Genomic DNA, 23127 nt, shown 5'->3' on the forward strand with positions numbered 1-23127 from the left:
GTCAGGCCTTCGCTCGGAAGATGCGGAACTGAAGAAGGCTCAGTAGAGCGATCGCGGTGACCAGCACATAGGACGCGGCCGATGCCAGTCCGTAGTTCCCGAAGCCGAATTGCTGGTAGGCGTAGTAGCTGATCGACGTCGTGCTGTCCAAGGGGCCGCCGCTCGTCATGACGAACGGTTCCTCGAAGAACTGGAGGTAGCTGATGCTGAGCAGGATGGCGACCACCAGCGTGGTGGGCCGGAGCAGCGGCAAGGTCACGCTGCGGAAGGCCCGCCAGCGGGACGCGCCGTCCACAACGGCCGCCTCGTGCAGTTCGGGCGGTATCGACTGCAGTCCCGCCAGGAAGATCACCATGGGGATTCCGAAGTGCCGCCAGACCGCCATCAGTATGAGGGCGGGCATGGACCAGTTGGGATCGTTCAGCCAGTCCGGCCCGGAGATTCCCACTACGGACAGGACCGAGTTGATCATCCCGTCGGGCTTGTAGAGGTACCTCCACACGACCGCCACCGCCACGATGCTCGTCACGACCGGGGCGAAGTAGGCGACCCGGAAGAAGCCCTTCGCACGCTGGATCCCGGAGTTGAGTGCGACGGCGACGGCGAGCGAGAGCACCATCGTCAGTGGTATGCCCACGGCGACGAAATAGAGCGTGTTCAAAGCGGAGCGGACGAAGGTGGGATCGTCGAAGAGCGCGGTGTAGTTCTCCAGGCCGACGAAGTTGACGCTGAAGGGCGTCTGCACGTCCCTGCTGGTGATGTCGGTGACGCTCATCGACAGTGACGAGAAGACCGGCCAGATGCCGAACGTGGCGAACAGCAGGACGAAGGGTGAGCAGAAGGCCCAGGCGATCAGTGTGCGCCGCAGGTGTCCGGAACCGCGCCTCGACCGTTGAGCCGGCTGCCTGGTGGAAGACTTCTCGCGTACGGGCTTCAGGGAGGTGGCCGTGGTCATCGGGTCTGCCCCGTTCCGATCGCGGACGCTTTCACCTGAATCCGTTCCAGCGCCGCCTTAGGTGACGAGACTCCCTTGGCCACCTTCTCGATCTCGGCATCGATGACCGCGGCGATCTGCTTCCACGTGGTGACGTTCGGGCCGGGTAGCGCGGTCTGAAGCTGGGATCGGAAGACGGCCAGCGTCGGATCCGACTTGAGCTCTCCCTCACTCCAGGCCGGCTGCACGGCGGGAAGGTCTCCGGACAGTTCGTACCAGTCCTGCTGGACGTCGGGCCGGGAGAGCCACCGGATGAACTTCCAGGCACCGTCGCGGTTCTTCGCGTTCTTGAACACCGTCCAGTGCCCTCCGCCGATGAAGCTGGCGTTGGACTTCGCCCCCTTGGGGAGCGGGGCGACCCCCACCTTGTCCTTGACGAAGTCCGCTCCGCCCGCGCCCTTCAGCAGTGCCGTTTCCCAGGGGCCGGAGATCAGTGCGGCGGTGGAACCGGCGACGAACTGCGGCTCGATCTCCCCGAGACTCACCGCCCCATTGCGGGTCGAGGTCTTCGATGTGAAGAACGACTGGTAGAACTCCAGCCCCTTGAGCGCCTCGGGTGTGTCGAAGGTGAATTCGGCGCTGTTCTCGTTCATGAGACGCGCACCGGCCTGCCACATGAAGGGCAGGACACCCTGCCAGCTCGCCGCCACGCCGGTGGGCAGCGCCAGGCCCCACTTCGCGCCCTCCTTCTGGAGGGCCTTGAGGAACGGGCCGTACTCCTTCCAGGTCTTCGGCGCGGAGACTCCGGCAGCCTGTGCCAGGTCCTTGCGGTAGAACAGGACGCGTGTGTCCACGTACCAGGGGACGCCGTACGTGCCCCCGTCGTAGGTGGTGCTCTGAGCGGCGCCTCGGTAGAAGGACGAGGTGTCGACGAGGCCGGCCGGCACCTGCTCGAGTCCGCCCGTCGAGGCGAAGTTCGTCAGGTCGGCGGATCCGACGAGCGTGGCGTCAGGCGTGTCCTGGGAGGCGATCGCCGTTTCGACCTTCTTGGCGTAGTCCTGCCACGGGATGGCCGTGACCTTCACCTTCGCGTCCGGGTTGGCCTTCCGGAAGCGCGCGGCCAACTCGGGCAGGCGCTCTCCCTCGGTGCCCATGGCCCATACGTTGATCTCGCCCTTGGCAGGTGAGTTGCCGACGGGAGCGCCCGCGGCGCCCCCACCGCCTTGTGTATCGGATCGGCCGCAACCGGCCAGAACCAGTGTGGCGGCCAGACCGCCGATGAGCGCTTTCGACACATGTGAGGTGGACATCCTTGTCCGTCTCCTCTCCACCCGGTGGATGCGTGAGCGGCTCTGCCGCACGTCGTGGTGTGGGTCAGCGAGACCGTACAGCGAAAACCGAACAGGTGCCACACTTTCAGCAAGGGTGATGTTGGCGGAATATCGGCCGGACACTGCCCCGCGCCGCCCGCTTAGGGTTGGGGGCATGACCGAGAAGACGGCGGCCCGTCCGGCCACTCGCCGAGGCCCGTATGCCAAGAGCGCACAGCGCAGGGCCGAGATCGTCGCCTCGGCGACCGCCGTGTTCGCGGCTCGCGGTTACCGTGGAGGGTCCCTGAGGGAGATCGCCAAGCAGCTCGACCTCAGCCTGACCAGCGTCGTGCACCACTTTCCCAGCAAGAGCGCGCTCCTCGTGGCCGTCCTCGAGAACGCCGATTACGCAAGCATCGACTCCTTCGAGTCGGACAGCCGGGGAAAGGGTGTGGCCTACGCGGTCCTGCGGTACGTCCGCCGCAACCTGGAACGACAGGAGATGCTGCGGCTCCTCGCCCTGATGGCCGCGGAGGCCTCGGCTCCCGACCACCCGGCGCACGAGTGGTTCCGTGACAGGTACGAGCTGGTCATCACCGCTTTCACAACCGCGGTACGCAGGGACCAGGACCTGGGTCGTATCTCGAACCGGAGGGACCCCGAGCTGATCGCGGCGGCCCTTGTCGCGATGTGGGACGGCCTCCAGCTCCAGTGGCTCATCGACCCGCGGCGTGATCTCTTGGCCGGGATATCGGCCGGCTTGGAGGATCTGCTGGGCGATCCTGCCGTCGGCGACCGGCACCCGTAGCAGCACCAGGCGCCCTTCCCGAGCAGACCGCCGCGCCCGCCCGTCTTGTTTCACCGGTCGGGATCGGCACGCGACCGGCCGCTGTTCGCGACTGCGAACGAGACCGGGATACGGATGGGCGAGTGCTTCTCTCAAGCACTGCGACTGGCGCGTCGGCTACGTATCTCCGTACAGATGCATCGCTTCCCCTTGAGCGCGCAGGGTGGCGACACGTGTGCGGGACGAACAGAGGTGCACTGCTTGGGTTCCAGAGGTGGTCGCAACACCAGACCCTGAGGGGTGTTGCATTGACCAAGCCGCGGCGGACCTACAAGAAGCTTGGACCTGCCCCGTTGGCGGAGAAACGTGACCAATACCTTCGGCTCGTGGCGCAGGGATTGAGTAACTCGGCCGCGTGCCGTGAGGTGGGCATCGCCCGCAAAACGGGGAACCGCTGGCGATACGGGCGGAAGGTCGTTGATCGTTCAGGCCGTGAGCACGTTTACCCGCCCATCACCGAGGAGCGGGACACCTGCGCGAATTCGCCGCGGTACCTGTCGGAGGACGAGGGGATCGTCATCGCCGACCTACTGCGGGCCAAGAGGTCCTGCGTGCCATCGCCCGCGAGCTCGGCCGGGACCCGGCAATGATCAGTCGCGAGGTGCGCCGCAACCGCGACCCGGCAAGTACCACCCGTTCCAGGCCCAGCGGCGAGCCGCCGTACGCCGCGCCCGCTCCAGAGGTCGGAGCCTCTATGACCATCGTGCTTGGCCGAAACGTCAGAGAGGCGGACCAGCTACCGTGAGCGATCTGCCGATGTCTGCCGCTGTCCGGAGTCGAGGGCCACCGGATGGGAAAGCCGACCGTTCCGCAGCTCGAGCCACCCGCTCCGCGTCAGGGGCCGGCGTGTCGCTCCAGCAGGGACCGGACACTGAAGGGCTGCACCTCGAGCAGGACGATGGTGGTGTTGGACCGGACAACCCCAGGCGCTTCCAGCAACAGGTTCGTGATGCGGTGCAGGTCTTCGGTGTCCCGGGCGACAACGCGGGCGAGCAGGTCGCCGTCGCCGGTGGTGACGAGCAACTCGACCACCTCGGGAATGCGCAGGATCGCCTCGCGGGTGGGCTGCCCCACGCGCTGGCTGATCGACATCGTGATGAGTGCCAGCAGCGGATAGCCGAGACCCGCGGGTGCCACGCGCCGACTGTGCTCCCTCAGTTGACCGCTTTCTTCCAGTCGCTTCAGACGTGCCTGCACGGTGTTGCGGGCCAGACCGAGTCGGTCGGCCAGGGCAACCGTCGTGGCCCGTGGGTCCGCGTCGAGCGCCAGGAGGATCCGGGCGTCGAGGGCGTCGACGTTTCGCATGGTGCCCAGTGTGGCACAGCACGGGCGTGCCACATTGAGCATTCTGCTCATAATTTCTGCCACTTATTGCGCATTCCGATGCGTCTTTCTAGGTTCTCGCCATGCAAAAAGCGCGATGCGACAACACATCAACGACCAGAGCCCCCCGCGTGGACCGCCGGGTGTGGGGTGACGAGGACGAGATCGTGGCGGCCGCCCTCGACTACGCGCGGCGGCGCATCACGCAGGCTCCGGATCCGGTGACCGGCGCCCGCCCCGCCGCCGACCTCGCCCTCGCGGCCGGTACGGCTATCACCCCCTGGGGAATCGGCGGCGCCGCGGCCCTCAAACTCTTCGACCGAGTCCTCGCACCCGCCACCCGCGCCCAGAACGGCTCGATGAACCTCGCGTACATCCCCGCGGCCCCCACCCGTGCCGCACTCGCCTTCGACGCGGTCACCAGCGCGGCGAACATCTTCGCGGGCACCTGGGAGTCGGGAGCCGGCGCCATCCACGCCGAGAACGAGGCGCTGGCCTGGCTCACCCAGTTGCTCGGATGGCCCGGCACCGCAGCAGGATGCTTCGTCAGCGGCGGCACCATGGGCAACCTCTCGGCTCTCATCACGGCCCGCGCCGCTGCCGCCGCATCCCGCACCCGGCCGACGGACGGCTGGAAAATCGTGTGTGCCGACAGCGCCCACTCCTCGATCAGGTCCGCAGCACAAGCGATGGACATCGAAGTCGTTACCGCACCCGTGGACCAGCGGGGACACCTCACCGGAGCCGCCGTGAACGCGGTCCTGGACTCCACGACCGGCGTGTTCGCCGTGGTGGCGACCGCCGGAACCACCAATGCCGGTCTCATCGACGACCTCGATGACATCGCCGACGCGTGCGAACGGCACAACGTGTGGCTGCACGTCGACGGTGCCTACGGCGGAGCGGGCCTGGCGGCACCCAGCGTTCGGCACCTCTACTCCGGCATCGAACGCGCCGACAGCTTCATCGTCGATCCCCACAAATGGCTCTTCGCCCCCTACGACTGCTGCGCACTGCTCTACCGGGACCCCGCAGCGGCACGCGCCGCGCACAGTCAGTCGGCGCACTATCTCGACGCCATCGACCGCGACGTCCACAATCCGTCGGACCTGGCCCTCCACCTCAGCCGCCGCGCCCGCGGTCTGCCGCTCTGGTTCAGCCTGGCCGTCCACGGAACCGAGCGGTACTCGAATGCCGTGGAACAGACACTGACCACCAGCCGACTGGTCGCCGACGCCATACGCGCCAGTGACCATCTACGCCTGACGATCGATCCCAAGCTGTCCGTCGTCCTCTTCGAACGCCCTGGCTGGGGCCCGCAGGACTACGCGTCATGGTCCGCCCGGGCGGCCGAAACGGGCGCCATGCTGTGCGTGCCGACACAGTGGAACGGCGCAACGGTTCTGCGCATGGCCTTCGTCAACCCGGACACCTGTGCCGGCGACATCATCGACACGCTCCGCTAGTGAGTGACCGGGTTGGTCAGGCTGCGGGCGCGAGGGGGAGTTGCCGCTCACGCCTGTATGCGATTCCGGTCATCGGTGGGCCGGGGCCTGGGCGTCCAGCGGCTGGGATGGATGCCGTACACGCCGCCGGGCCCCGGGCCTCCGGATGTGCGGCGTCAGCGGGAGTGGCCGAGTTGGGTGAGGGCCAGGTCGAGCATGTCGGCGAAGAAGTCGGCTGCGGTGGCGTCGATGCACAGCGGTGGCTTGATCTTGAGGATGTTGAGGTGGTCCCCGGTTGGCTGGAGGATCACGCCGAGGTCGAGCATGCGGTCGCAGAGTTCGGCGGTCTCTTCTGTGGCGGGTTCCAGGCCGGCGCGGTCCCGGACGAGTTCGAGGCCGAGGTAGAGGCCCGAGCCGTGGACGGCGCCGATGATGCCGTAGCGGTCGGCCAGTGCCTCGAGCCGGCTTTTCAGATGGCCGCCGACGCGCGCCGCGTTGCCCTGGAGGTCTTCGTCGCGCAGGGTGTCCAGGACGGTGAGGCCCACGATGCTGGAGACGGGGCTTCCGCCGGTGGAGGAGAAGAAGTAGCCCTGGTCGCGGTACCGGTCCGCGACCGCCTTCGACGTGATGACGGCGCCGAGGGGGTGTCCGTTGCCCATGGCCTTGGCGACACAGACGATGTCGGGGACGACCTGCTGCTGCTCGAAGCCCCAGAACCAGTGTCCCAGGCGGCCGTATCCGACCTGGACCTCGTCGGCGACGGCCAGGCCGCCGTGACGCCGTACCGCCGCGTACACCTGGGCGAGATAGCCGTCGGGAAGGGCGACTCCTCCGGCGTTGCCGTAGAAGGTCTCGCCGATGAATGCTCCCGCCGGGCGGCCGGCAGCGGCCAGTTCGTCGATCACCGCGACGGCCTCGGGTGCGTAGCGCACGGCATCCGACCCGCGGTGGCAGCCGCGGTAGGAGTTGGGCGAGTCCACGGTGTGCACCCAGCTCGGGCGGGTGGCCAGGGCGTTCGGGTTGTCCTGGAGCGAGGTGGAGACCGCGTCGGAGGCGTACGTCCAGCCGTGGTACGCCTCGCGCAGCGCGACGACGTCGTGCCGGCCGGAGGCCCCGATGGCCAGGCGAAGGCCCAGATCCACCGCTTCTGAACCGGAGTTGACGAGGAACACCGTGTCCAGAGGGTCGGGGAGGAGGTTGGCGAGGCGCTCGGTGAACTCCACCACGGACGCGTAGTGGAAGCGCGAGTTGGTGTTGAGCCGCCGCAACTGCCGGGAGACCGCCTGCTCGACACGGGGGTGGGCGTGGCCCAATGGACTGACGTTGTTGACGATGTCGAGGTACGACCGGCCGTCGGTGGACAGCAGATGGTGTCGCCAACCACGTTCGATACGCGGAGGGTTGGCGTAGTAGTGCTCCTGCACGGTGGCGAACGCGGCGTCACGCCGGTCGAGCAGGTCCCTCTCGCGCGTACGGTCGGAGTCGGCCGGGAGGCCGAGGAGCGGGGCGGGGTCGGCGGTGAGCGCGAGCCAGCCGGCGGCGTACTCGGGACGGACCAGGCGCGGGGCAGCGGGGCCGTCGGCGTCGCGCAGCGCAACGTGGACCGAGGCACCGGAGCTGAGGTGGATGATGTCCTCGCCCGCCTGCACCGTCGCACCGGTGGTGACCACGGGCTGGACCGCGCGGGGGAAGGACAGCGACAGCGCCTGCGCGCCGTAGGTGAGTTCCACGTGGCCCGGCGCCGCAGCGAGGACCTTCCCCGCGGCGGGCGCCTGCACCACGGCATCCCGGCCGAGCCAGAGGTCGATTCCGGTGGGCACCGTGGCGGTGGACACCGCCGACAGCGCCGGTGTCCGAGTGAGTCGCGCCTGGGCGTACCGGGTGGCGACGGCGGCCGCTCCGTCCGCGAGCGCGGAGGTCACCAGCCGGGCCTCGGTGCCGGCGTCCATCCAGGCTCCGTGGTCCATGGAATCGGCTTCGGTGGACAGGTCGAGGAGGGTGATGTCGTCGGCGACGAGGTCCCGCAGGAGAGGGCGCACCGGCGCATCGGCCTGCGCGGTCCGGGCAGGCACGTCGGCCATGCCGGTCGCGTCCCTGATGAGGCGGATCATCACCGGCAGGGGCAGCCAGGTGGCCTGTTCGAATATGCGCCATTCGCGGTCGAGCGCGGCCTTGGCGTAGACGTTGTCCTCGTCGACGGCGGCCTGGTGCCGCCCGCTGGCCACCAGGACGGCGGCGCGCAGGACCACAAGCGGCCATACCGCATCGGCTTCCTCGGGGGAGAGCGGCCGAACGGCGTGGAAGGCGCGGACGGCCGGCAGCACGTGGTGAGGCTCAATACCGTCGTGGTGGAGCATCGAGGACAGTGACACGGCGAGTTCGCCGACCGCCCAGCTTGTGGTCACGTCACCGAAGTCGATGACCCCGTCCGGCATGGGCGGACGGCTGTCGGGACAGCGGATCAGGTTGTCGTCGGTGAGGTCCAGGTGCACGGCCTGCGACGGCAGCGTGGCGGCGATCTTCTGGACATGCGCCCAGGCCTCGGCGGTCGCGGTCCGGACAGCGGTGCGCCGGTCGGGTTCGTCGATGTGCCCGGCGAGCTTGGCGACGACGCGATCGGCGTGCTGCGGGTCCCACTGGAGCACGCGGTCGAGGCCCGGGTGCCGGAAGTCGCGCAGGGCGGTACTGACCTTTGCGGCGATCGTGCCCATGCCCGCCACGCTGCCGGGGGACAGGTGCCGTGGTCCCGAGAGCGTGCCGCCGGGCAGGTAGCGCAGCAGGCGCGCGACAGCCGGACCGTTCTCGGTGTCCACCGTCGTGCGCCGCGGGGTGCCGTCAGGGCGGCGCAGGACCGTGGCGATGCGCAGTTCCGGGCGGGCCGAGGCGATCAGGTCGGCTGCCGCGTCCTGGGCTTCGATCTCCACCGTGCCGAAGGCGGGGTTGGCGATCTTCAGAATCGCCGCGGGCGTCCCGTCGTCGGCGTGCAGTAGGAAGTTGGCGTCCTGCTGGCTGCCCAGCGCCTGCGCGCGAGCAGTGATGCCGAGGTGTTCGGCAGCGATGAGCTCAGCCTCGGCCGACGCCATGCGGGGTGCGGGAAGGGCGTCCTTGGTGAAGAAGTCGATCGTGCGGTACTCGTCGGGCAGCATGCAGGTTCCTCCGCTGGTGCGGGCAAACAGGGCTCGGACGCTCGGATCCCTCAGTCGACGTGCCACAAGAAGCGGTGAGTGTGAATCGCGAAGTAGGGGAAGTTCTCCACGGATGCGACACCCTCGACGGGCCGCACGACGTCGTTGATGAAGTCCAGAAGATCCCGAGGCTGAGGGCACACCACCTCCGCGAACAGGTCGAAGCCGCCGGCCGTCAGGACCGTGTACACGACTTCGTCGTGCCGGGACAGTTCATCGGCGACCGCCCGGGAATCGCCGTCGATGCGCAAGCCCAGGAGTGCCATCGACTGCTGGCCCATCGTCATCGGGTCGGTCACTCCGACGACCTGGACCGCCTTGGTGTCGATCAGCCGCTGCAGCCGGAGCCTCGCGGCCGAGGGTGACAACCCCACCTTCGGACCCAGATCGGCGTAAGGAATCCGGCCGTCGACCTGCAGCTCCCGCAGGATGGCCCGGTCGATGTCGTCCATGCAGCACCTCTCTCTCCTGCGTGAACGGCAGACATTGCGCTTGTTTCAAGCACAATGTCGGATCCGTGTGCTCGATTCAAGTGTGATGACGATGGAATCGAGCGAATCGCGTGGGCGGGTTCCAGTGCGCGCTCAAGAGTCCTGACGTTGTGTGAGGACCCGGCGACCGAAGGTCTCCGAGTCCTGTTGATCGGTGACGGTCAGACGGAGTCCATCACGGAGTCCGACGGAGAAGGGTGATGTCGGGAACCCGGTTGGTGATGGAGGGCCGGGCCGCTCGGCGTCGCGTCGGCAGTCGGGCGAGCAATAGACCTGCCGCAGGCGGGGGTTGGCGGTGAAGATGCCCTGACAGACCGGGCAGGTGTGTGCGGCCGGGGGTGCCGGTGGGAGTCGGTGGGCTGCTGATGTGCAGCGCAGGGGTGCGGCGCGGCGGCCACGGCCGTTCCGGTGAGCGCGAGCAGCAGCGCCGCCTCTGAGGAGACGCCTGAACGCACCACGCGCTACAGGGCAATCCGCAGTATCGCGTACAACCTGGATGTGGACTCAGGAGTCCGCGAGGAGGCTGTCGTCCAGGAACTCCCTTACGTGGCACAGGACTTGCGCCCGGTCCGTGCCCCGCAGCCCTATCGCCACATGGATGGAGAACCCGTCGAGCAGCGCCCGCAGCCGGGCGGCGAAACGGTCCGGGTCGACCGGCCGGAACTCGCCCCTCGACACCCCCTCCGCCAGCAGTGCCACCAGGTCGCGGTGCCAGGCGCCCTCGATCGCGGCCTGGCGGTCGCGGGCCGCGTCGTCGGCGTTCTGCGAGCGGTTCCAGACCTCCAGCCACAGCGTCCAGTGCGGGTCCCGGTGGCCGTCGGGCACGTACAGGTCGACGTACGCGTCAAGCCGCTCACGGGCGGACGTGGTGCGGGTCAGCAGCCGGCCGCGCTCGGCGCCGAGCCGACCCTCGCTCCACTCCAGGGCCTGGAGCAGCAGTTCGTCCTTGGAGTGGAAGTAGTAGAGGAGATGGCCGCTGCTCATCCCGACCTCACGGCCGAGCGCCGCCATGGTGAGCTTCTCCAGACCGCGCTCGGCGATCATGTCCATGGCGGCGGCGAGCACGTCCTCGCGGGGCGGAGCGGGGGTGCGGCGGCGGGCTCCCGGGGCGGTCATGCCGCACGCCCCGGCGCACCGCAACAGACGATCTCCTGCGAGGCGGGGTCGGCGCGGAGACGGCCGCGGGTGTCCTCGGGGTGGACCACCAAGGTGTCACGCGGCCCGGCGGTCGTCATGAACCCCTGCCCGTCGGGGTCCCCCACGGCGCCGTCGGGGTTCTTGCGGCCGCCGTGCTCCGGGCGGGTCGGCACCTCGGGCAGGAGCCGCAGCCGCAGCGGCCGGGTCAGCCGTGTTCCGCGGGTGACGCAGGTCAGCACATTCACCCGTAAGTTCTACCTGACCACGGCCCTCGGCTGCTGCTGCGTGACGCAGTGGATGCCGCCACCGCCCGCGAAGATCGTCCGCGCGTCCACCAGCGTCACCGTCCGCTGCGGGAACAGCCGGCGGAAGACGCCGGCCGCGATCTCGTCCCGGGGGTCGTCGAAGCCGCACAGGACGACGCCGCCGTTGCAGAGATAGTGGTTGATGTAGGAGTAGTCGGCCCAGTGGCCGTCGGCCTCCAGGACGGTCGGGGCGGGCACCTCGACGACCTCCAGGCGGCGGCCGCGCGCGTCGGTCTGCGCCTTCAGCAGGCCGACGACCTCCTGCGTCACCTCGTGGTCGGGGTGGGCCGGGTCCGGCTGCACATGGGCCACGACCACACCGGGACGGGCGAACGCGGCGACGATGTCCACATGGCCGAGGGTTCCGAAGCCGCCGGGCGGATAGTCGCCGGTGAGGCCGCGCGGCAACCAGATCGCCTTGCGAGTGCCGAGGTGGGCGTGGATCTCGGCCTCCACCTGCTCGCGGGTCCAGTGCGGGTTGCGTTCCGGCCCGAGCTGGACCGTCTCCGTCAGCAGAACCGTGCCCTCGCCGTCGACGTGGATGGCACCGCCTTCGTTGACGAGTTCCGAGGTGTACGTCTTCGCCGAACCCGCGAGGTCGGAGACGTACACGGCGATCTTCACGTCGTGCTCCCAGCGCGCCCAGTCCTGGGCACCCCAGCCGTTGAACGTCCAGTCCACGGCGGCGAGTTCACCGGCGCCGTCGGTGAGGAACGTGGGCCCGATGTCGCGCATCCAGGCGTCGTCGAGGTCCCGCTCGACCGTGTCGATGCCGTGCCCGAGCAGAGCGCGCGCCTCGGCCGACTGTCCGGGGCCGCACACCACCGTCACCGGCTCGAAGCGGCGCACCGCGCGGGCGACCGAGGCCCAGGCGATGCGCGCGGCGGCGAGGTCCTCGGGGTCGTCGAAGGTCGGGTTCGGGCCCGGCCACGCCATCCAGGTGCGCTCGTGCGGGGTCCACTCGGCGGGCATGCGGAAGCCGTCGGCGGCAGCAGACATGAGTGATCCTTACAGGCTGTGACATTCAAAAGAAATACAGGCGGTTGAGGGAGACGGACTCGGCCGGTTCGGAGCGCAGCGGCTCTCCGTCGAGCGTGACCAGCCCCGTACGCTGGTCCACATCGACCGCTCCGGTACGGGAGTTGAGGCGCAGGTCGGCCGGCCCGATGCCGCGCGTGCCCCGTACGGCGACCCTGCGGCGCCGGGTCGGCATCGAGTCGTTGCCCTGGTCGACGGCCGCCCGGGCGACGAAGGCGACCGAGATGTCGGCGGGCGTGGCGCCGTGGGCCCCGAACTGCGGGCCGAGGACGAGGGGTTCGCAGGTGTCGGTGGCGGCGCCCGGGTCACCGACCACTCCGTACGCCGGGAAGCCGGCCTTGAGCACCAGCTGCGGCTTGGCGCCGAAGTACTCCGGCCGCCACAGCACGATGTCGGCGAGCTTGCCGACCTCGATCGACCCCACCTCGTGGGCGAGGCCGTGCGCGATGGCCGGGTTGATCGTCAGCTTGGCCATGTAGCGCAGGACGCGCTCGTTGTCGTGGTCGTCGGGTGCGCCGAACTCGGCCTTCATCTTCCCGGCCATCGCGAACGTACGGCGGACGGTCTCGCCGGCCCGCCCCATCCCCTGCGCGTCCGACGACGTGATGCCGATCGCGCCCAGGTCGTGCAGCACGTCCTCGGCGCCCATGGTCCCGGCGCGGATGCGGTCGCGGGCCATGGCGGCGTCGCCGGGCAGGTCGGTCTTGAGGTCGTGGACAGAGACGATCATGTCGTAGTGCTCGGCGACGGCGTCCCGGCCGAAGGGGAGGGTGGGGTTGGTGGAGGAGCCGATGACGTTCGGGACGCCGGCCATCTTCAGCACGTTCGGGACGTGTCCGCCGCCGCAGCCCTCGATGTGGAAGGCGTGGATGGTCCGGCCCTCCAGCACACGCAGGGTGTCCTCGACCGACAGGCATTCGTTCAACCCGTCGCTGTGCAGGGCCACTTGGACGTCGTGTTCCTCGGCGACACGCAAGGCGGTGTCCAGGGCACGCGTGTGGGCGCCCATGTCCTCGTGCACCTTGAAGCCGGACGCGCCGCCCTCGGCGAGGGCCTCCACCAAGGGCGCCGAGGAGGACGACGAACCGCGCCCGAGGAAGCCGATGTTGACCGGCCAGGCGTCGAAGGCGTTGAACGCGTGCCGCAGCGCCCACGGCGAGTTGACCCCGACGCCCCACACGGGCCCGAACTCCTGCCCGATGATCGTGGTGACGCCGGAGGCGAGCGAGGCTTCCATGATCCGCGGCGACAGCAGGTGGACGTGGGTGTCGACGGCTCCGGCGGTCGCGATGAGCCCCTCGCCGGACACGATCGAGGTCCCGGTGCCCACGACGACGTCGACCCCGTCGAGGGTGTCGGGGTTCCCGGCCCGCCCGACCGAGCAGATCCGGCCTTCCCTGATGCCGATGGAGACCTTGCGGATCCCCAGCGCCGCGTCGATCACGACGACGTTGCTGATGACCACGTCACAGGTCTCCCGGACGGCGGCCGCCTTGAGGTGCAGTCCGTCCCGGGCGGTCTTGCCGAACCCGGCGAGGAACTCGTCGCCGTAGCGCTGGGAGTCGGACTCGACGCGGATCGTCAGGCCGGAGTCGCCCAGCCGTATCCGGTCGCCCGCGCGCGGGCCGTGGGTGGCGGCGTACTCGTACGGGCTGGGGCGGCGGGCCTCTGCGGGGTGGCCTCCTGGGCGGCTCATCGCTCGACCTCCTGATCAGGTATTTCCGGTACGCCGAGGTAGCCGCAGGCGGCGGCGCGGCGCAGTGCCTCCTCACGGGCGCCGGGTGCGTCCAGTGCCCCGTCGACCAGACCGGCGAACCCGATGGCGATCCGGTCGCCCCCGATGGGCACCAGCCCGACCTCGAGGCTCTCCCCCGGCCCGAACCGCACGGACGACCCGGCGGGTACGGCGAGCCGCATCCCGTAAGCCCACTCCCGTGCGAAGTCGAGCCGCGGGTTGGCCTCGAAGAAGTGGAAGTGGGAGGTCACGGAGACCGGCACGGTGGCGGTGTTGCTGACCGTCAGCCGGACGGCCGCCTCGGGCTCGGCGTGCTCGGGACCCGGCAGCAGCGCGCCCGGAGCCCGCTCACCGAGACTCCCGCCGATCGGGTCGCTCACGACCGCGAGCCGCGAACCGTCGTCGAAGACCGCCTCGACGTGCACCTCGGTGACGACGTCCGCGACACCCGGCAGCACGTCGTCCGGGCCGAGCACGGATCTGGCGCGCTCGACGGCCTCCGCAAGCCGGGCACCGTCGCGGGCGGCCTCGCAGACGGTGTCCGCGATCAGCGCGGTCGCCTCCGGCACGTTGAGCCGCAGACCGCGGGCGCGGCGGGCGCGGGCCAGCTCGGCGGCTCCGAAGAGCAGCAGCCGGTCACGCTCCGTGGGAGTCAGTCTCATGCCGCGGGCACCTCCTCGCTTCGCTCACGTTAGAGCAACACTCTAAGCATGGAATACCTGGGGGTGAAGTGTTGACTCAGCCAAACCGATCCCCCACATTGCACGTCGCTCTAATTCTCGAGACACCTCAGGCGGCCGATCAAGGGAGACCTGCATGCCCATGGAACAGCGCGGAGTCGACACCATCCCCGACGAGGAACGCACGAGCGGCCCGCGGGACCTGGTCTCGAATGCCGCCGGCGAGGAGCGTCCGCCAGTGCTTGCCGTTGTCCGTCGTCACCAGCAAGCCGCGCACGCGCTCGTCCTCACCCTCGCCCTCGCTCTGGGTGAGGGACAGTGCCGCGGTGCCGCCCCGCACGCGGCGAGGTCCCGGCCGACAGCGCCGCACGACCCGCCGACCGGCATGGGCCGGTCGGCGGGCTGGAAGCCGCACCGCGTCCGGTCGATTCACGTTCTGGCGGGCTCGTCGTCGAGGCGGAACCTCGGGTCGCCCGGTACGGACGCGAGGAGTTGAGCGGTGTACGGGTGGTTCGGCGCGGCGAAGGTGGCTCCGGTCGGGCCGAGTTCGACGAGGTCCCCGTGCAGCAGGACCGCGACCGTGTCGCTGACGTGCCGGACGACGGCCAGGTCGTGCGAGATGAACAGCATCGTCAGCGAGAGCCGACGGCGCAGATCGGCGAGCAGGTTGAGGATCTCGGCCTGGGTCGTCAGGTCGAGGGCCGAGGTGATCTCGTCGGCGATGACGAACCGGGGACGCGGTGCGAGGGCCCGTGCGATCGCCAGCCGCTGCCGTTGACCGCCGGAGAACTCGTGCGGGTAGCGGTCCATGGCGTCCGGGTCGAGGCTCACCTGGCTGAGCAGCTCGGCGATCCGGGTCCGGACCGGTTTGACCCTGGCCCGGATCGGATCGAGTGCCTCGGCGAGCGACTGCGCGACGGTGCGCCGCGGGTCGAACGAGGAGTACGGGTCCTGCGGAATCATCTGGACCGTCGCGGCTCCCGCCCGTCCGCGCGAGGTGCTCAGCGGGGCGCCGTCCACGAGGATCCGGCCGCTCGACGGCCTGTGGACACCGACGAGTGTCCGCGCGAGCGTCGTCTTGCCCGACCCGGACTCGCCGACGAGTGCGAGGGTGCTGCCCCGGGGGATGTCGAACGAGACTCCCTTGAGCACCCTGCGGGCCGCGGCGCCGTGGCCGAGCTCGACGGTGAGGTCGTTGACGCGCAGCAGCGGGGCGGCCGTCTGCGGGTCCGGTGCGGTGGCGGTGGCGGACATCAGCGGCTCCCTTCCGCGGCCGGGGGGCGGTCCGCGGCTTTGTCGGAAAGGTCGTCAGACGGCGCCCCGCTCGGCTGCGCCGCATGCGCGCCGGCCGTCCACCGGACGGCGCTGAGGGCTCCGCCGGCCTCGGCCGCGGCGGGCGTCGCCGCGAGCAATGCGCGGGTGTACGGGTGGGTGACCGTCCCCCGGCGCAGGTCGCCGCCCGTCGTCCGGTCGACGACCCGGCCGCCGTGGAGCACCAGGACGGTGTCACAGAGCACACCGACCACGCCGATGTCGTGCGAGATGAACAGCATCGCCGTGCCGTGCTCGCGGTTGATGCGCCGGAACTGCCGCAGAACCTCCGCCTGGACGGTGACGTCGAGGGCCGTCGTCGGTTCGTCGGCGATGAGCAGCCGCGGATTCGTCGTCATCGCGGAGGCGATCGAGGCGCGCTGGAGCATGCCGCCGCTCAGCTCGTGCGGGTGCTGACGCAGCCGCCGGTCCGGCTCTGTGACGTGGATGTCGGCCAGGGCGCGGACCATGTCCTGCGCGGCCTGACGCCGGGGCGTCCCCAGATGCACCCTGGCCACCTCGGTGAGCTGGGTGCCGAGCCTCAGCGCGGGGTTGAACGTGCCGATCGGGTCCTGGTAGACGATGCCGATCTCGGTCGCGAGGCGTCGCTCCGGCGGTGTTCCGAGCAGGTCGAGGTCGCCGAGGGCGAGGCGCGACGCGTTCGCCCGCACGCCCTCGGGGAGCAGGCCCGCGACCGCCATGGCGATGGTGGACTTGCCCGAGCCCGACTCCCCGACGAGGCCGACGATCTGGCCGGCCCCGATGGTGAACGACACGTCGTCGACGAGTGTCCGGTCGCCGGCCCGCACGGTCAGCCCGGCGACGGTCAGCAGGCCGTCCGGCTCCGTGCCGGCCGCTGCCCCCGCACTGCCCGACGCCTGAAGCGCCTGAGGCGCCTGCGCCGCGCCGTCCTGTGCCGGGGCGGCCGGTCCCGCCGCGTCCGCCGTCTTGGCCGGTGCGGGCGCTGTGCCGCGGGTTCGCGGGTCGACGAGTGAGGCCACGCCGTCTCCGAGGAGCATGGCGCCCACACCGGTGACGATGAGCATGATCGACGGAGCGAGGACGATCGACGGCTGGGCGAAGATCGACGGCAGCGCCTCGTTGAGCAGCCGGCCCCAGTCGTACTGCGGGTTCTGCACACCGAGGCCGACGAACGACAGACTGCTGATGTCGAGCAGGGACAGGGTGAAGCTCGAACTGAGGAGCACCAGCAGAGGCCCGCTGATGTTCGGCAGGACATGCCGGCCCAGGATGCGCAGGCCGGGAACGCCGAGCAGGCGCGCGGTGAGCACGTAGTCCTTGTCCGCGACGGTCGCAGCGAGATTCGCCGTCAACCGCGCGAACCCGGGGACGCCGGCGACGGCGATCGCGACGATCGCGGACCCCATGCCCGGCCCGAGCACCGCCGCGATGACGAGGGCGAGCACGAGCGAGGGGAAGGCCACCGCCGAGTCGATGAGCCGCAGACAGGTCTCGCGCAGCCACCCGGGGGCCAGGTGGACCAGCGCGCCGATCGCGACGCCGACGACGAACGAGGCGGCGGTGGCGGCGGCGGCCATGAGCAGGGTGAGGCGGGTCGCGACGAGCGCCCGGGCGAGGACGTCACGGCCGAAGGCGTCGGTGCCGAGGAGATGCTCGGCACCGGGCCCCAGCCGGGCGTCGTCGGTGAGGGTCTCGGCGGAGCCGCTCAGCAGCGGCGGGGCCACGAGGGCCACGACGAGGAGCAGTCCGAGGATCACCGCGCCGGACAGCAGCGACGGGTTGCGGCGCCATCGGCGCACGGTCGTGTCAGTGGCCACGACGACCTCCCTCAAGAGTGCGGGGGTCGACGATGCCGAGGACGACGTCGACGAGGAGGTTGACGAGCAGGGCGAGCATGCCGACGACGAGGATGATGCCCTGGATCACCGGATAGTCCTTGTAGATGATCGCCTGGACGACCTCGGTGCCGAGCCCTGGGTAGGTGAAGACGTTCTCCAGGATGATCGTCCCGCCGAGCAGGGACGTGAGGACGAGACCGCTCAGGGTGAGGACACTCGTCACGAGGTTGGGCAGCGCGTGGCGGAGGTGGAGACGCACGGATCCCAGACGGTGGCCGCGGGCGGTCCTCATGTAGTCCTGGGCGAGCACCGAGGCCGTCTCCTGCCGGACGACCCGGGCGATGGCGAAGGCCGGGCCGATGCAGAGCGCGGCGATCGGCAGGACGAGCGCGCTCGGTGTCGTGGCGCCGCCGGACGGCAGCAGCCCGAGGCTGATCGAGAACAGGACGATGAGGAGGGTCGCGACGACGTAGACCGGCGCCGACGCGAGGAGCCCGGCGACCGTGCCGAAGCCGACGCCGAGCCGGCGGCGGCGTCCGTCACGGGTGAGGACACCGACGGTCATGCCCAGCGGGACGGCGATGACAAGGGAGAGCAGGACGGCCGGGATGACGAGCTGGACGGTGTACGGCAACCGGGTCGCGACGATGTCCGCGACCGGGGTGTCGAACCGGAACGAGGTGCCGAGCCGCCCGGACGCGATGTCGCCGAGGTAGTGGACGAACCGCGTCGCCATCGGCTCGTCGAGGCCCAGTCGTTCGCGTATCGCCGCGAGCGTGGCCGGGGACGAGTTGGTGCCGGCGATCGCGCGGGCCGGGTCCCCGGGCAGCAGGGGCACGATGAGGAACGTCACGAGGACGAGCAGCAGCACGGACATCAGCAGGCCGCCCGCCCGGCGGACGGCGAACCCGGCCCAGCCACCGCCCAGCCGCAGCCGGGGAGCGCGCCGGACGGGTGCGGCGGGCAGCGGTCCGGTCGGGACCGCGGATCCGGCGCTCACAGCGCCCCCGCGAGTGCCGCGTCGTCCGGGTGCCGCTCGTGCCAGCGGAACCGCGGTTCGAGCTGGGCGGACAGGCGCAGCAGCGTCGCCTCGTCGTAGGGTGCGCCGACGAGTTGCGCACCGACCGGCAGTCCGTCCGCGGTCGTGTGGACGGGCAGCGAGATGGCGGGCAGCCCGGCGATGTTGACGAACGCGGTGAACGAGACCATCCGGGTCTCGGTGGCCCGCGGGCCGTCCGGGTCGGAGTTCGCCTCGTCGTACACGGGGCCGACCGGCGGCGCCACGACCGCCGTGGTCGGGGTGAGGAGAACGTCGAAGTCCCTGCCCCACTGGGCGACCACGTCACGTGACTCGGCCTGCAGGCGCGCCGCCGTCCGGGCGTAGTCGCCCGCGGTGACCTCGAGGGCGGTCTCCCGGCGGCGCCGGATGTAGGGGTCCACCGCGTCGGGATCGTCGACCTCGATGGCGTAGGTGGAGGCACTGATGATCGTCCAGGTGAAGCCCATGATCGCCTCGTACGAGAACATCTTCGGGCGGGCCTCGACGACGTCGTGTCCCAGGTCGCGCAGTGCCTGCGCGGCCGTCAGCGCCGCTGTGCGGCATTCCTCGTCGACCGGCAGCCCGGTCGGTGCGTCGAGGAGCAGGCCGATCCGCAGCCGCCCGGGATCGGCACCGACCTCCTCGATGTACGGGCGACCCGGTTCGGGCGCGCTGTACCAGGCGAGCGGGTCGGCACGGCCCATGACGTCGAGCATGAGGGCCGCGTCGCGCACGGTGCGGGTGATCGCGCCTTCGGTCGTCGAGTGTTCCCAGCCTCGGACGAACGCGGGCACGCGTCCCCGGCTCGGCTTGAGGCCCACGAGGCCGGTGACGGACGCCGGGACCCGGATCGATCCGCCGCCGTCGCCGGCGTGCGCCACCGGGGCGAGCCCGGCCGCGACGGCCGCCGACGCGCCGCCGCTCGACCCGCCGGAGGTGTGCGCCAGGTTCCACGGGTTGCGCGTCTTGCCGTGCCGGGCGTTCTCGGAGACGGTCAGCGCGCCGAACTCCGGCGAGTTCGTCCGGCCGAGGGGGATCGCGCCGGCGTCGAGGAGGAGCTGGATGTCGGGGTCCGTGACCGTCTGCGGGGTGTCCCGGATCGCCAGTGAGGACATCGTGTTGGGTTGTCCCGCGAGGGAGCTGAGGTCCTTGATGGGGACGGGGACGCCGTGCAGCGGGCCGAGCGGTTCGCCGCTCAGCACCGCGCGCTCGGCCTTGACGGCCGCCGCGCGCACGGCGTCGGTGTCGAGCCAGACGACGGCGTTGACGGCGGGGTTGATCCGCTCGATGCGGTCGAGGTAGGTCTCGGCCACCTCCACCGGGCTGACCTCTTTGGTGCGCACGAGGTCGGCGATCTGCTGGGCGGTGCTGAAAGGGTCGATCACCAGGAGGCTCCTGTCGGAAAGTGCGAGGGGCTCGGTGCGGGGCGCCGGATTCAGCGCGGGGATTCCGCGTGCCGGACGGCCGGTCCGGCACGCGTGGGTCTCCGCCGCGTGCGGACGGCCTGTCCGTCAGCCGGTGATGCGCAGGATGGGGTCGTCGAGCGAGCCGCCGAGCATCTGTGCGCTGAATCCCTTGCGCAGCGCGTAGATGAACGGGTCGTTGACCAGCGGCACCGCGTCCACCTGCGAGATCAGGGCCTTGGCAGCCGTCTGGTAGGCGGCGCAGCGGGCCTTGTCGGTCGTCGCCTCGGCGCCCTGGGCGAAGGCCTTGTTCACCACGGGGTTCTTCACCGCGCCGAGGTTGCCGCCGCCTTCGGGGACGGTCGGGCCCACGAAGTGGGCGAGCGGGTTGGCGAGGCTGCCGAGGAAGTTGAGGTCGGCGAAGACCGTGAGGTCCCAGGCGTCAGGCTTGCCGAACACGGTCCCGACCCAGGCCCCGACGTCGACGTTGGCGAGGGTGACGTCCGCGCCCGCGGCCCGCAGCGCCTCCTGGATGTACTGGTTTCCGGCGCCGGCGGGCCCGACGACCTGGGGGCCGACGAGGCGGATCTTCTTGCCCTTGAGCACGTCTGCCGCGGCGGCTTTGTCCGTCGGTACGAGGAAGGAGGAGCCGGGTTCGTTGCAGGGGACGCCCTTCTGCACGAACATCGTCGACGGCTCACCCGTGTCCTTCGAGACGACCTTGGTGAAGGCGGCGCGGTCGACGGCCTGGGCGACCGCCCGGCGAGTGGCGACGTCCGCGAAGACCGTGCCGGGGCGTTCGTTGAAGAGCAGGTAGAAGTCGGAGAACCGGCTGATGCTCACGCTGTGGCCGCCCACGCCGTCGAAGCGCGGGATGCCGGAGGCGTCGATCTTGCCGATGTCGAGCTGGCCGCTCGTCACGAGGTTGCCGGTCGCCGTCGGGTCGGGCGAGACCAGGTACTCCATCGTCGCGGCGACCTTGCCGGAAATCTTCGTGCGCCAGGCCGGCCATGCCTTGTACTCCGGGCGAAGCGTGTAGGAGTACGAGACGCCGGACTGGGACTTCTCAAGAAGGTACGGGCCGGACTGGGAACCCTTGGCCTTACCGGCGGCAAGGGCCTTGAGGTCCTTGAGTCCCGCCGGGCAGACGATGCCCGTGCTCGCGACCGACAGGCCGGTGACCATGTCGCCCCACGGCCTGGCGAGCGTGATCGTCACCGTCCGCGCCGCGTCGTCGGCGGTCACTTTCACCGTGTTGCCGGGGCCGAAGACCGTGGGGAGATCGGGCGCCGCCGTCTTCGGGTCGATGTAGCGGTCGAGGGAGTCCTTGACGACCGTCGGCGTGATCGGCGTCCCGTCGGCGCAGGTCGCGTCGGCGCGCAGGGTGAACGTGGCCGAGGTCGGCGTGTTCTTCCACTTGGTGGCCAGCCCGCCGACGAGCCCGCCGTCGTCCTTGCGCACGAGGGTGTCGTAACTGTTCCGGGCGAGCAGGTAATCCGGCAGGGACAGAGCCTTGGCCGGGTCGAAGCCGGCCGGCACGTCGATCGTCGTCCGGATCTTCGTCGCCGTGGCGGCATCGCCGCCGCTCGGGTCTCCGGACGTCGATCCCGTGGTGGTACAGCCGGCGAGTACGGCCGTCATGGCGACGGCTGCGGTCACAGGGACCGCGCGGGTACGGGTCTGGCGCATGGGTGCTCCTGGAGAGGGATGTCTCGCTCTGCGCAGGTCGCACGGAATCGGGCGGGACGAGCGCGAGCAGTTCGGGGTGGAGGCGGTGCGCGCGGCGCTCGGTGGACGCCGCTTGGGAGCGAGCCGTGGAGTACTCGGTGTGGAGAGGATGCAGCCAGTGAACGGCATAGTCAATAGCGTTAACTATCTTTGCGCACGCCACCCTTGCCGCCGATTTCGGCCGCGAAAACGCTGCTGGACGGTGACCGCGAAGACTGACGCGTGTCAGTCGTGCGGGAGCGTCGCCGCCTCCGCCTCAAGGGCCGCGAGGAGGAGGTCCGTCTGCCGGTGGAAGACGTCGGTCATGTCGATGCTGCGCAGGTGCTCCTTCGCCGCCTCGGCGTAGGGGTACGCGTCAGGATCCGCCGGCTGGTACTCCTGCACCCAGTTCACCTCGGCGCCGAACCGCTGGTTGACCAGTCGCCAGGCGTTGTTGCTGGCGACGGCGAGGATGAAGTTCGAGAACGCCTGGTAGTGCAGGACGGCCGCCCGGCCGCGCCAGCCGCCGCGGTGGAACGCTTCCAGGACGGCGTCGACGGCACGCAACTCGTGAACGCCCCGGGTGACTCTCCCCATGCAGAGCGCGGCGGCGGCCGGGTGGTCCAGCGCGGTGTTCCAGGCACGGGTCGCCAGGTCCCGCAGCGACTCGGCCCACGACTCGTGCGGCTCGTACCCCTCCAGGGAGATCCTGTCGAGCTCATCCGCGACGGCGACCATGATGTGGTCGCGACTCGCGAAGTACCGGTAGACCGCGGTCGCGGAGGAGGACAGCTCCTTGCCAAGTCGCTGGAAGGTCAGCGCGTCCGGCCCGTCCTCGTCGAGGATCCGCAGCGCGGTCCCCACGATGAGCCCCCGGGAAAGAGTTCCCCGCTGGAGCCGCTTCGTCGACCGGCCTCCGGCAACTGCCACGCGAACGCCTCCCTCGGACGGACGGCGAGCACACGCTGCCGCGGCCTGCGCCTCCTTACCGGCGACAAGGAAACCAGCCTAAGCGACTGGTGTTGAGCGGATCGTCCTGGGCTCGGTCACCGGGGTGGCCATGACCCCCACATACCCCGCCGGTCACGGTCTCCACAGGAGAAGGGGAAGCTCAGCGCCGTCTCCCCCACGCGGGCGCGGGCCCGTCCGGAAACCGCCACGTGGATCACGGACTTTCACGACACCGAACGGCGCCACAGCGCGGTCGGCGAAAAACCGCCCGTCGATTTCGGACCATCCGCCCAGGAAGCACGCACTCCGGACCGATCAGCAACAGCTCTATGGCCGTCGGCGTGGCCCGCGCGCCCCGCTCGGCTGCCCGCGCCTCCGGGTCCTCCAGGGAGGACAGCCGCTCGGCACTGAACCGCTCCGGCTCGAATGGAGAGATCTCTACCGAACCCGGGACGGTTCACCGCGG

At 70.2% G+C, this 23127-nt stretch carries 20 protein-coding genes; 3 read left to right on the forward strand and 17 right to left on the reverse strand.

The annotated features are described in order from the left end of the window. Position 1: 1 nt before the first annotated feature. Positions 2-955 carry a carbohydrate ABC transporter permease gene (locus tag IEZ21_RS44020; RefSeq protein ID WP_189327424.1) on the reverse strand — a complete coding sequence of 318 codons (954 nt, stop codon included), beginning with the start codon at positions 953-955 and terminating at the stop codon, positions 2-4. Beyond that, on the reverse strand, positions 952-2244 hold the full coding sequence (locus tag IEZ21_RS44025) for a sugar ABC transporter substrate-binding protein (RefSeq protein ID WP_189327425.1): 1293 nt from the start codon (positions 2242-2244) through the stop codon (positions 952-954). The genes IEZ21_RS44020 and IEZ21_RS44025 overlap by 4 nt, the downstream gene beginning before the upstream one ends. A 175-nt stretch (positions 2245-2419) precedes the next feature. Here IEZ21_RS44025 and IEZ21_RS44030 point away from each other — a divergent pair, with 175 nt between their 5' ends. Further along, positions 2420-3052 (forward strand): TetR/AcrR family transcriptional regulator, encoded by a 633-nt coding sequence (locus IEZ21_RS44030; RefSeq protein ID WP_165343704.1) that lies wholly within the window; start codon positions 2420-2422, stop codon positions 3050-3052. A 595-nt stretch (positions 3053-3647) separates the two neighbouring features. Beyond that, a complete protein-coding gene (locus IEZ21_RS49045; protein WP_444544984.1) occupies positions 3648-3836 on the forward strand; it encodes a helix-turn-helix domain-containing protein in 189 nt (62 codons plus the stop codon). Positions 3837-3925: 89 nt separating this feature from the next. On the opposite strand, the gene IEZ21_RS44040 is transcribed toward IEZ21_RS49045, so the two are convergent. Further along, complete coding sequence (locus tag IEZ21_RS44040; RefSeq protein WP_119104742.1) at positions 3926-4396, reverse strand: Lrp/AsnC family transcriptional regulator; 471 nt, start codon at positions 4394-4396, stop codon at positions 3926-3928. Between the two features lie 149 nt (positions 4397-4545). Here IEZ21_RS44040 and IEZ21_RS44045 point away from each other — a divergent pair, with 149 nt between their 5' ends. Then, the gene (locus tag IEZ21_RS44045) at positions 4546-5880 is read left to right on the forward strand and encodes a pyridoxal phosphate-dependent decarboxylase family protein (RefSeq protein WP_246568847.1); all 1335 of its coding nucleotides are present in this window, start codon (positions 4546-4548) and stop codon (positions 5878-5880) included. A gap of 155 nt (positions 5881-6035) precedes the next feature. Here the strand turns inward: IEZ21_RS44045 and IEZ21_RS44050 are convergent, their stop codons facing one another. The 14 genes from IEZ21_RS44050 to IEZ21_RS44115 form a co-directional block, all read right to left on the reverse strand. Beyond that, positions 6036-9005 (reverse strand): aminotransferase, encoded by a 2970-nt coding sequence (locus IEZ21_RS44050; RefSeq protein WP_189327428.1) that lies wholly within the window; start codon positions 9003-9005, stop codon positions 6036-6038. Positions 9006-9055: 50 nt separating this feature from the next. Continuing rightward, positions 9056-9496, reverse strand: a complete 441-nt coding sequence (locus IEZ21_RS44055) for an Lrp/AsnC family transcriptional regulator (RefSeq protein ID WP_189327429.1) — start codon at positions 9494-9496, stop codon at positions 9056-9058. 543 nt (positions 9497-10039) lie between these two features. Continuing rightward, a complete protein-coding gene (locus tag IEZ21_RS44060) occupies positions 10040-10651 on the reverse strand; it encodes a TetR/AcrR family transcriptional regulator (protein WP_189327430.1) in 612 nt (203 codons plus the stop codon). Further along, positions 10648-10917 (reverse strand): hypothetical protein, encoded by a 270-nt coding sequence (locus tag IEZ21_RS44065; RefSeq protein ID WP_189327431.1) that lies wholly within the window; start codon positions 10915-10917, stop codon positions 10648-10650. The genes IEZ21_RS44060 and IEZ21_RS44065 overlap by 4 nt, the downstream gene beginning before the upstream one ends. Positions 10918-10926: 9 nt before the next feature. Beyond that, on the reverse strand, positions 10927-11976 hold the full coding sequence (locus tag IEZ21_RS44070) for an agmatine deiminase family protein (protein ID WP_189327432.1): 1050 nt from the start codon (positions 11974-11976) through the stop codon (positions 10927-10929). A 25-nt stretch (positions 11977-12001) separates the two neighbouring features. After that, positions 12002-13711: an urease subunit alpha gene (locus IEZ21_RS44075; RefSeq protein WP_189327433.1), complete on the reverse strand. Its 1710-nt coding sequence runs from the start codon at positions 13709-13711 to the stop codon at positions 12002-12004. Next, complete coding sequence (gene ureA, locus IEZ21_RS44080; protein WP_189327434.1) at positions 13708-14412, reverse strand: urease subunit gamma; 705 nt, start codon at positions 14410-14412, stop codon at positions 13708-13710. The genes IEZ21_RS44075 and ureA overlap by 4 nt, the downstream gene beginning before the upstream one ends. A 139-nt stretch (positions 14413-14551) precedes the next feature. After that, a complete protein-coding gene (locus IEZ21_RS44085) occupies positions 14552-14770 on the reverse strand; it encodes a hypothetical protein (RefSeq protein ID WP_189327435.1) in 219 nt (72 codons plus the stop codon). Between the two features lie 89 nt (positions 14771-14859). Continuing rightward, positions 14860-15684: an ABC transporter ATP-binding protein gene (locus tag IEZ21_RS44090; protein WP_189327436.1), complete on the reverse strand. Its 825-nt coding sequence runs from the start codon at positions 15682-15684 to the stop codon at positions 14860-14862. Beyond that, complete coding sequence (locus tag IEZ21_RS44095; protein WP_189327437.1) at positions 15684-17540, reverse strand: ATP-binding cassette domain-containing protein; 1857 nt, start codon at positions 17538-17540, stop codon at positions 15684-15686. The genes IEZ21_RS44090 and IEZ21_RS44095 overlap by 1 nt, the downstream gene beginning before the upstream one ends. Next, a complete protein-coding gene (locus tag IEZ21_RS44100; protein WP_189327438.1) occupies positions 17530-18561 on the reverse strand; it encodes an ABC transporter permease in 1032 nt (343 codons plus the stop codon). Before IEZ21_RS44100 ends, IEZ21_RS44095 begins: the two co-directional genes overlap by 11 nt. After that, positions 18558-19985 carry an amidase gene (locus tag IEZ21_RS44105; protein WP_189327439.1) on the reverse strand — a complete coding sequence of 476 codons (1428 nt, stop codon included), beginning with the start codon at positions 19983-19985 and terminating at the stop codon, positions 18558-18560. Before IEZ21_RS44105 ends, IEZ21_RS44100 begins: the two co-directional genes overlap by 4 nt. A gap of 126 nt (positions 19986-20111) precedes the next feature. Further along, positions 20112-21692: an ABC transporter substrate-binding protein gene (locus tag IEZ21_RS44110; RefSeq protein ID WP_189327440.1), complete on the reverse strand. Its 1581-nt coding sequence runs from the start codon at positions 21690-21692 to the stop codon at positions 20112-20114. Between the two features lie 264 nt (positions 21693-21956). Next, positions 21957-22640, reverse strand: a complete 684-nt coding sequence (locus tag IEZ21_RS44115) for a TetR/AcrR family transcriptional regulator (protein ID WP_246568849.1) — start codon at positions 22638-22640, stop codon at positions 21957-21959. Positions 22641-23127 lie beyond the last annotated feature (487 nt).

The sequence above is a fragment of the Streptomyces flaveus genome, assembly GCF_014647675.1.
Classification (GTDB): domain Bacteria; phylum Actinomycetota; class Actinomycetes; order Streptomycetales; family Streptomycetaceae; genus Streptomyces; species Streptomyces flaveus.

Bases quoted from the DNA above. Each gene is read 5' to 3' on its own strand.
- IEZ21_RS44020 (WP_189327424.1), bottom strand. From the start codon at position 955: ATGACCACGGCCACCTCCCTGAAGCCCGTACGCGAGAAGTCTTCCACC.
- IEZ21_RS44025 (WP_189327425.1), bottom strand. From the start codon at position 2,244: ATGTCCACCTCACATGTGTCGAAAGCGCTCATCGGCGGTCTGGCCGCC.
- IEZ21_RS44030 (WP_165343704.1), top strand. From the start codon at position 2,420: ATGACCGAGAAGACGGCGGCCCGTCCGGCCACTCGCCGAGGCCCGTAT.
- IEZ21_RS44040 (WP_119104742.1), bottom strand. From the start codon at position 4,396: ATGCGAAACGTCGACGCCCTCGACGCCCGGATCCTCCTGGCGCTCGAC.
- IEZ21_RS44050 (WP_189327428.1), bottom strand. From the start codon at position 9,005: ATGCTGCCCGACGAGTACCGCACGATCGACTTCTTCACCAAGGACGCC.
- IEZ21_RS44055 (WP_189327429.1), bottom strand. From the start codon at position 9,496: ATGGACGACATCGACCGGGCCATCCTGCGGGAGCTGCAGGTCGACGGC.
- IEZ21_RS44060 (WP_189327430.1), bottom strand. From the start codon at position 10,651: ATGACCGCCCCGGGAGCCCGCCGCCGCACCCCCGCTCCGCCCCGCGAG.
- IEZ21_RS44070 (WP_189327432.1), bottom strand. From the start codon at position 11,976: ATGTCTGCTGCCGCCGACGGCTTCCGCATGCCCGCCGAGTGGACCCCG.
- IEZ21_RS44075 (WP_189327433.1), bottom strand. From the start codon at position 13,711: ATGAGCCGCCCAGGAGGCCACCCCGCAGAGGCCCGCCGCCCCAGCCCG.
- ureA (WP_189327434.1), bottom strand. From the start codon at position 14,412: ATGAGACTGACTCCCACGGAGCGTGACCGGCTGCTGCTCTTCGGAGCC.
- IEZ21_RS44090 (WP_189327436.1), bottom strand. From the start codon at position 15,684: ATGTCCGCCACCGCCACCGCACCGGACCCGCAGACGGCCGCCCCGCTG.
- IEZ21_RS44110 (WP_189327440.1), bottom strand. From the start codon at position 21,692: ATGCGCCAGACCCGTACCCGCGCGGTCCCTGTGACCGCAGCCGTCGCC.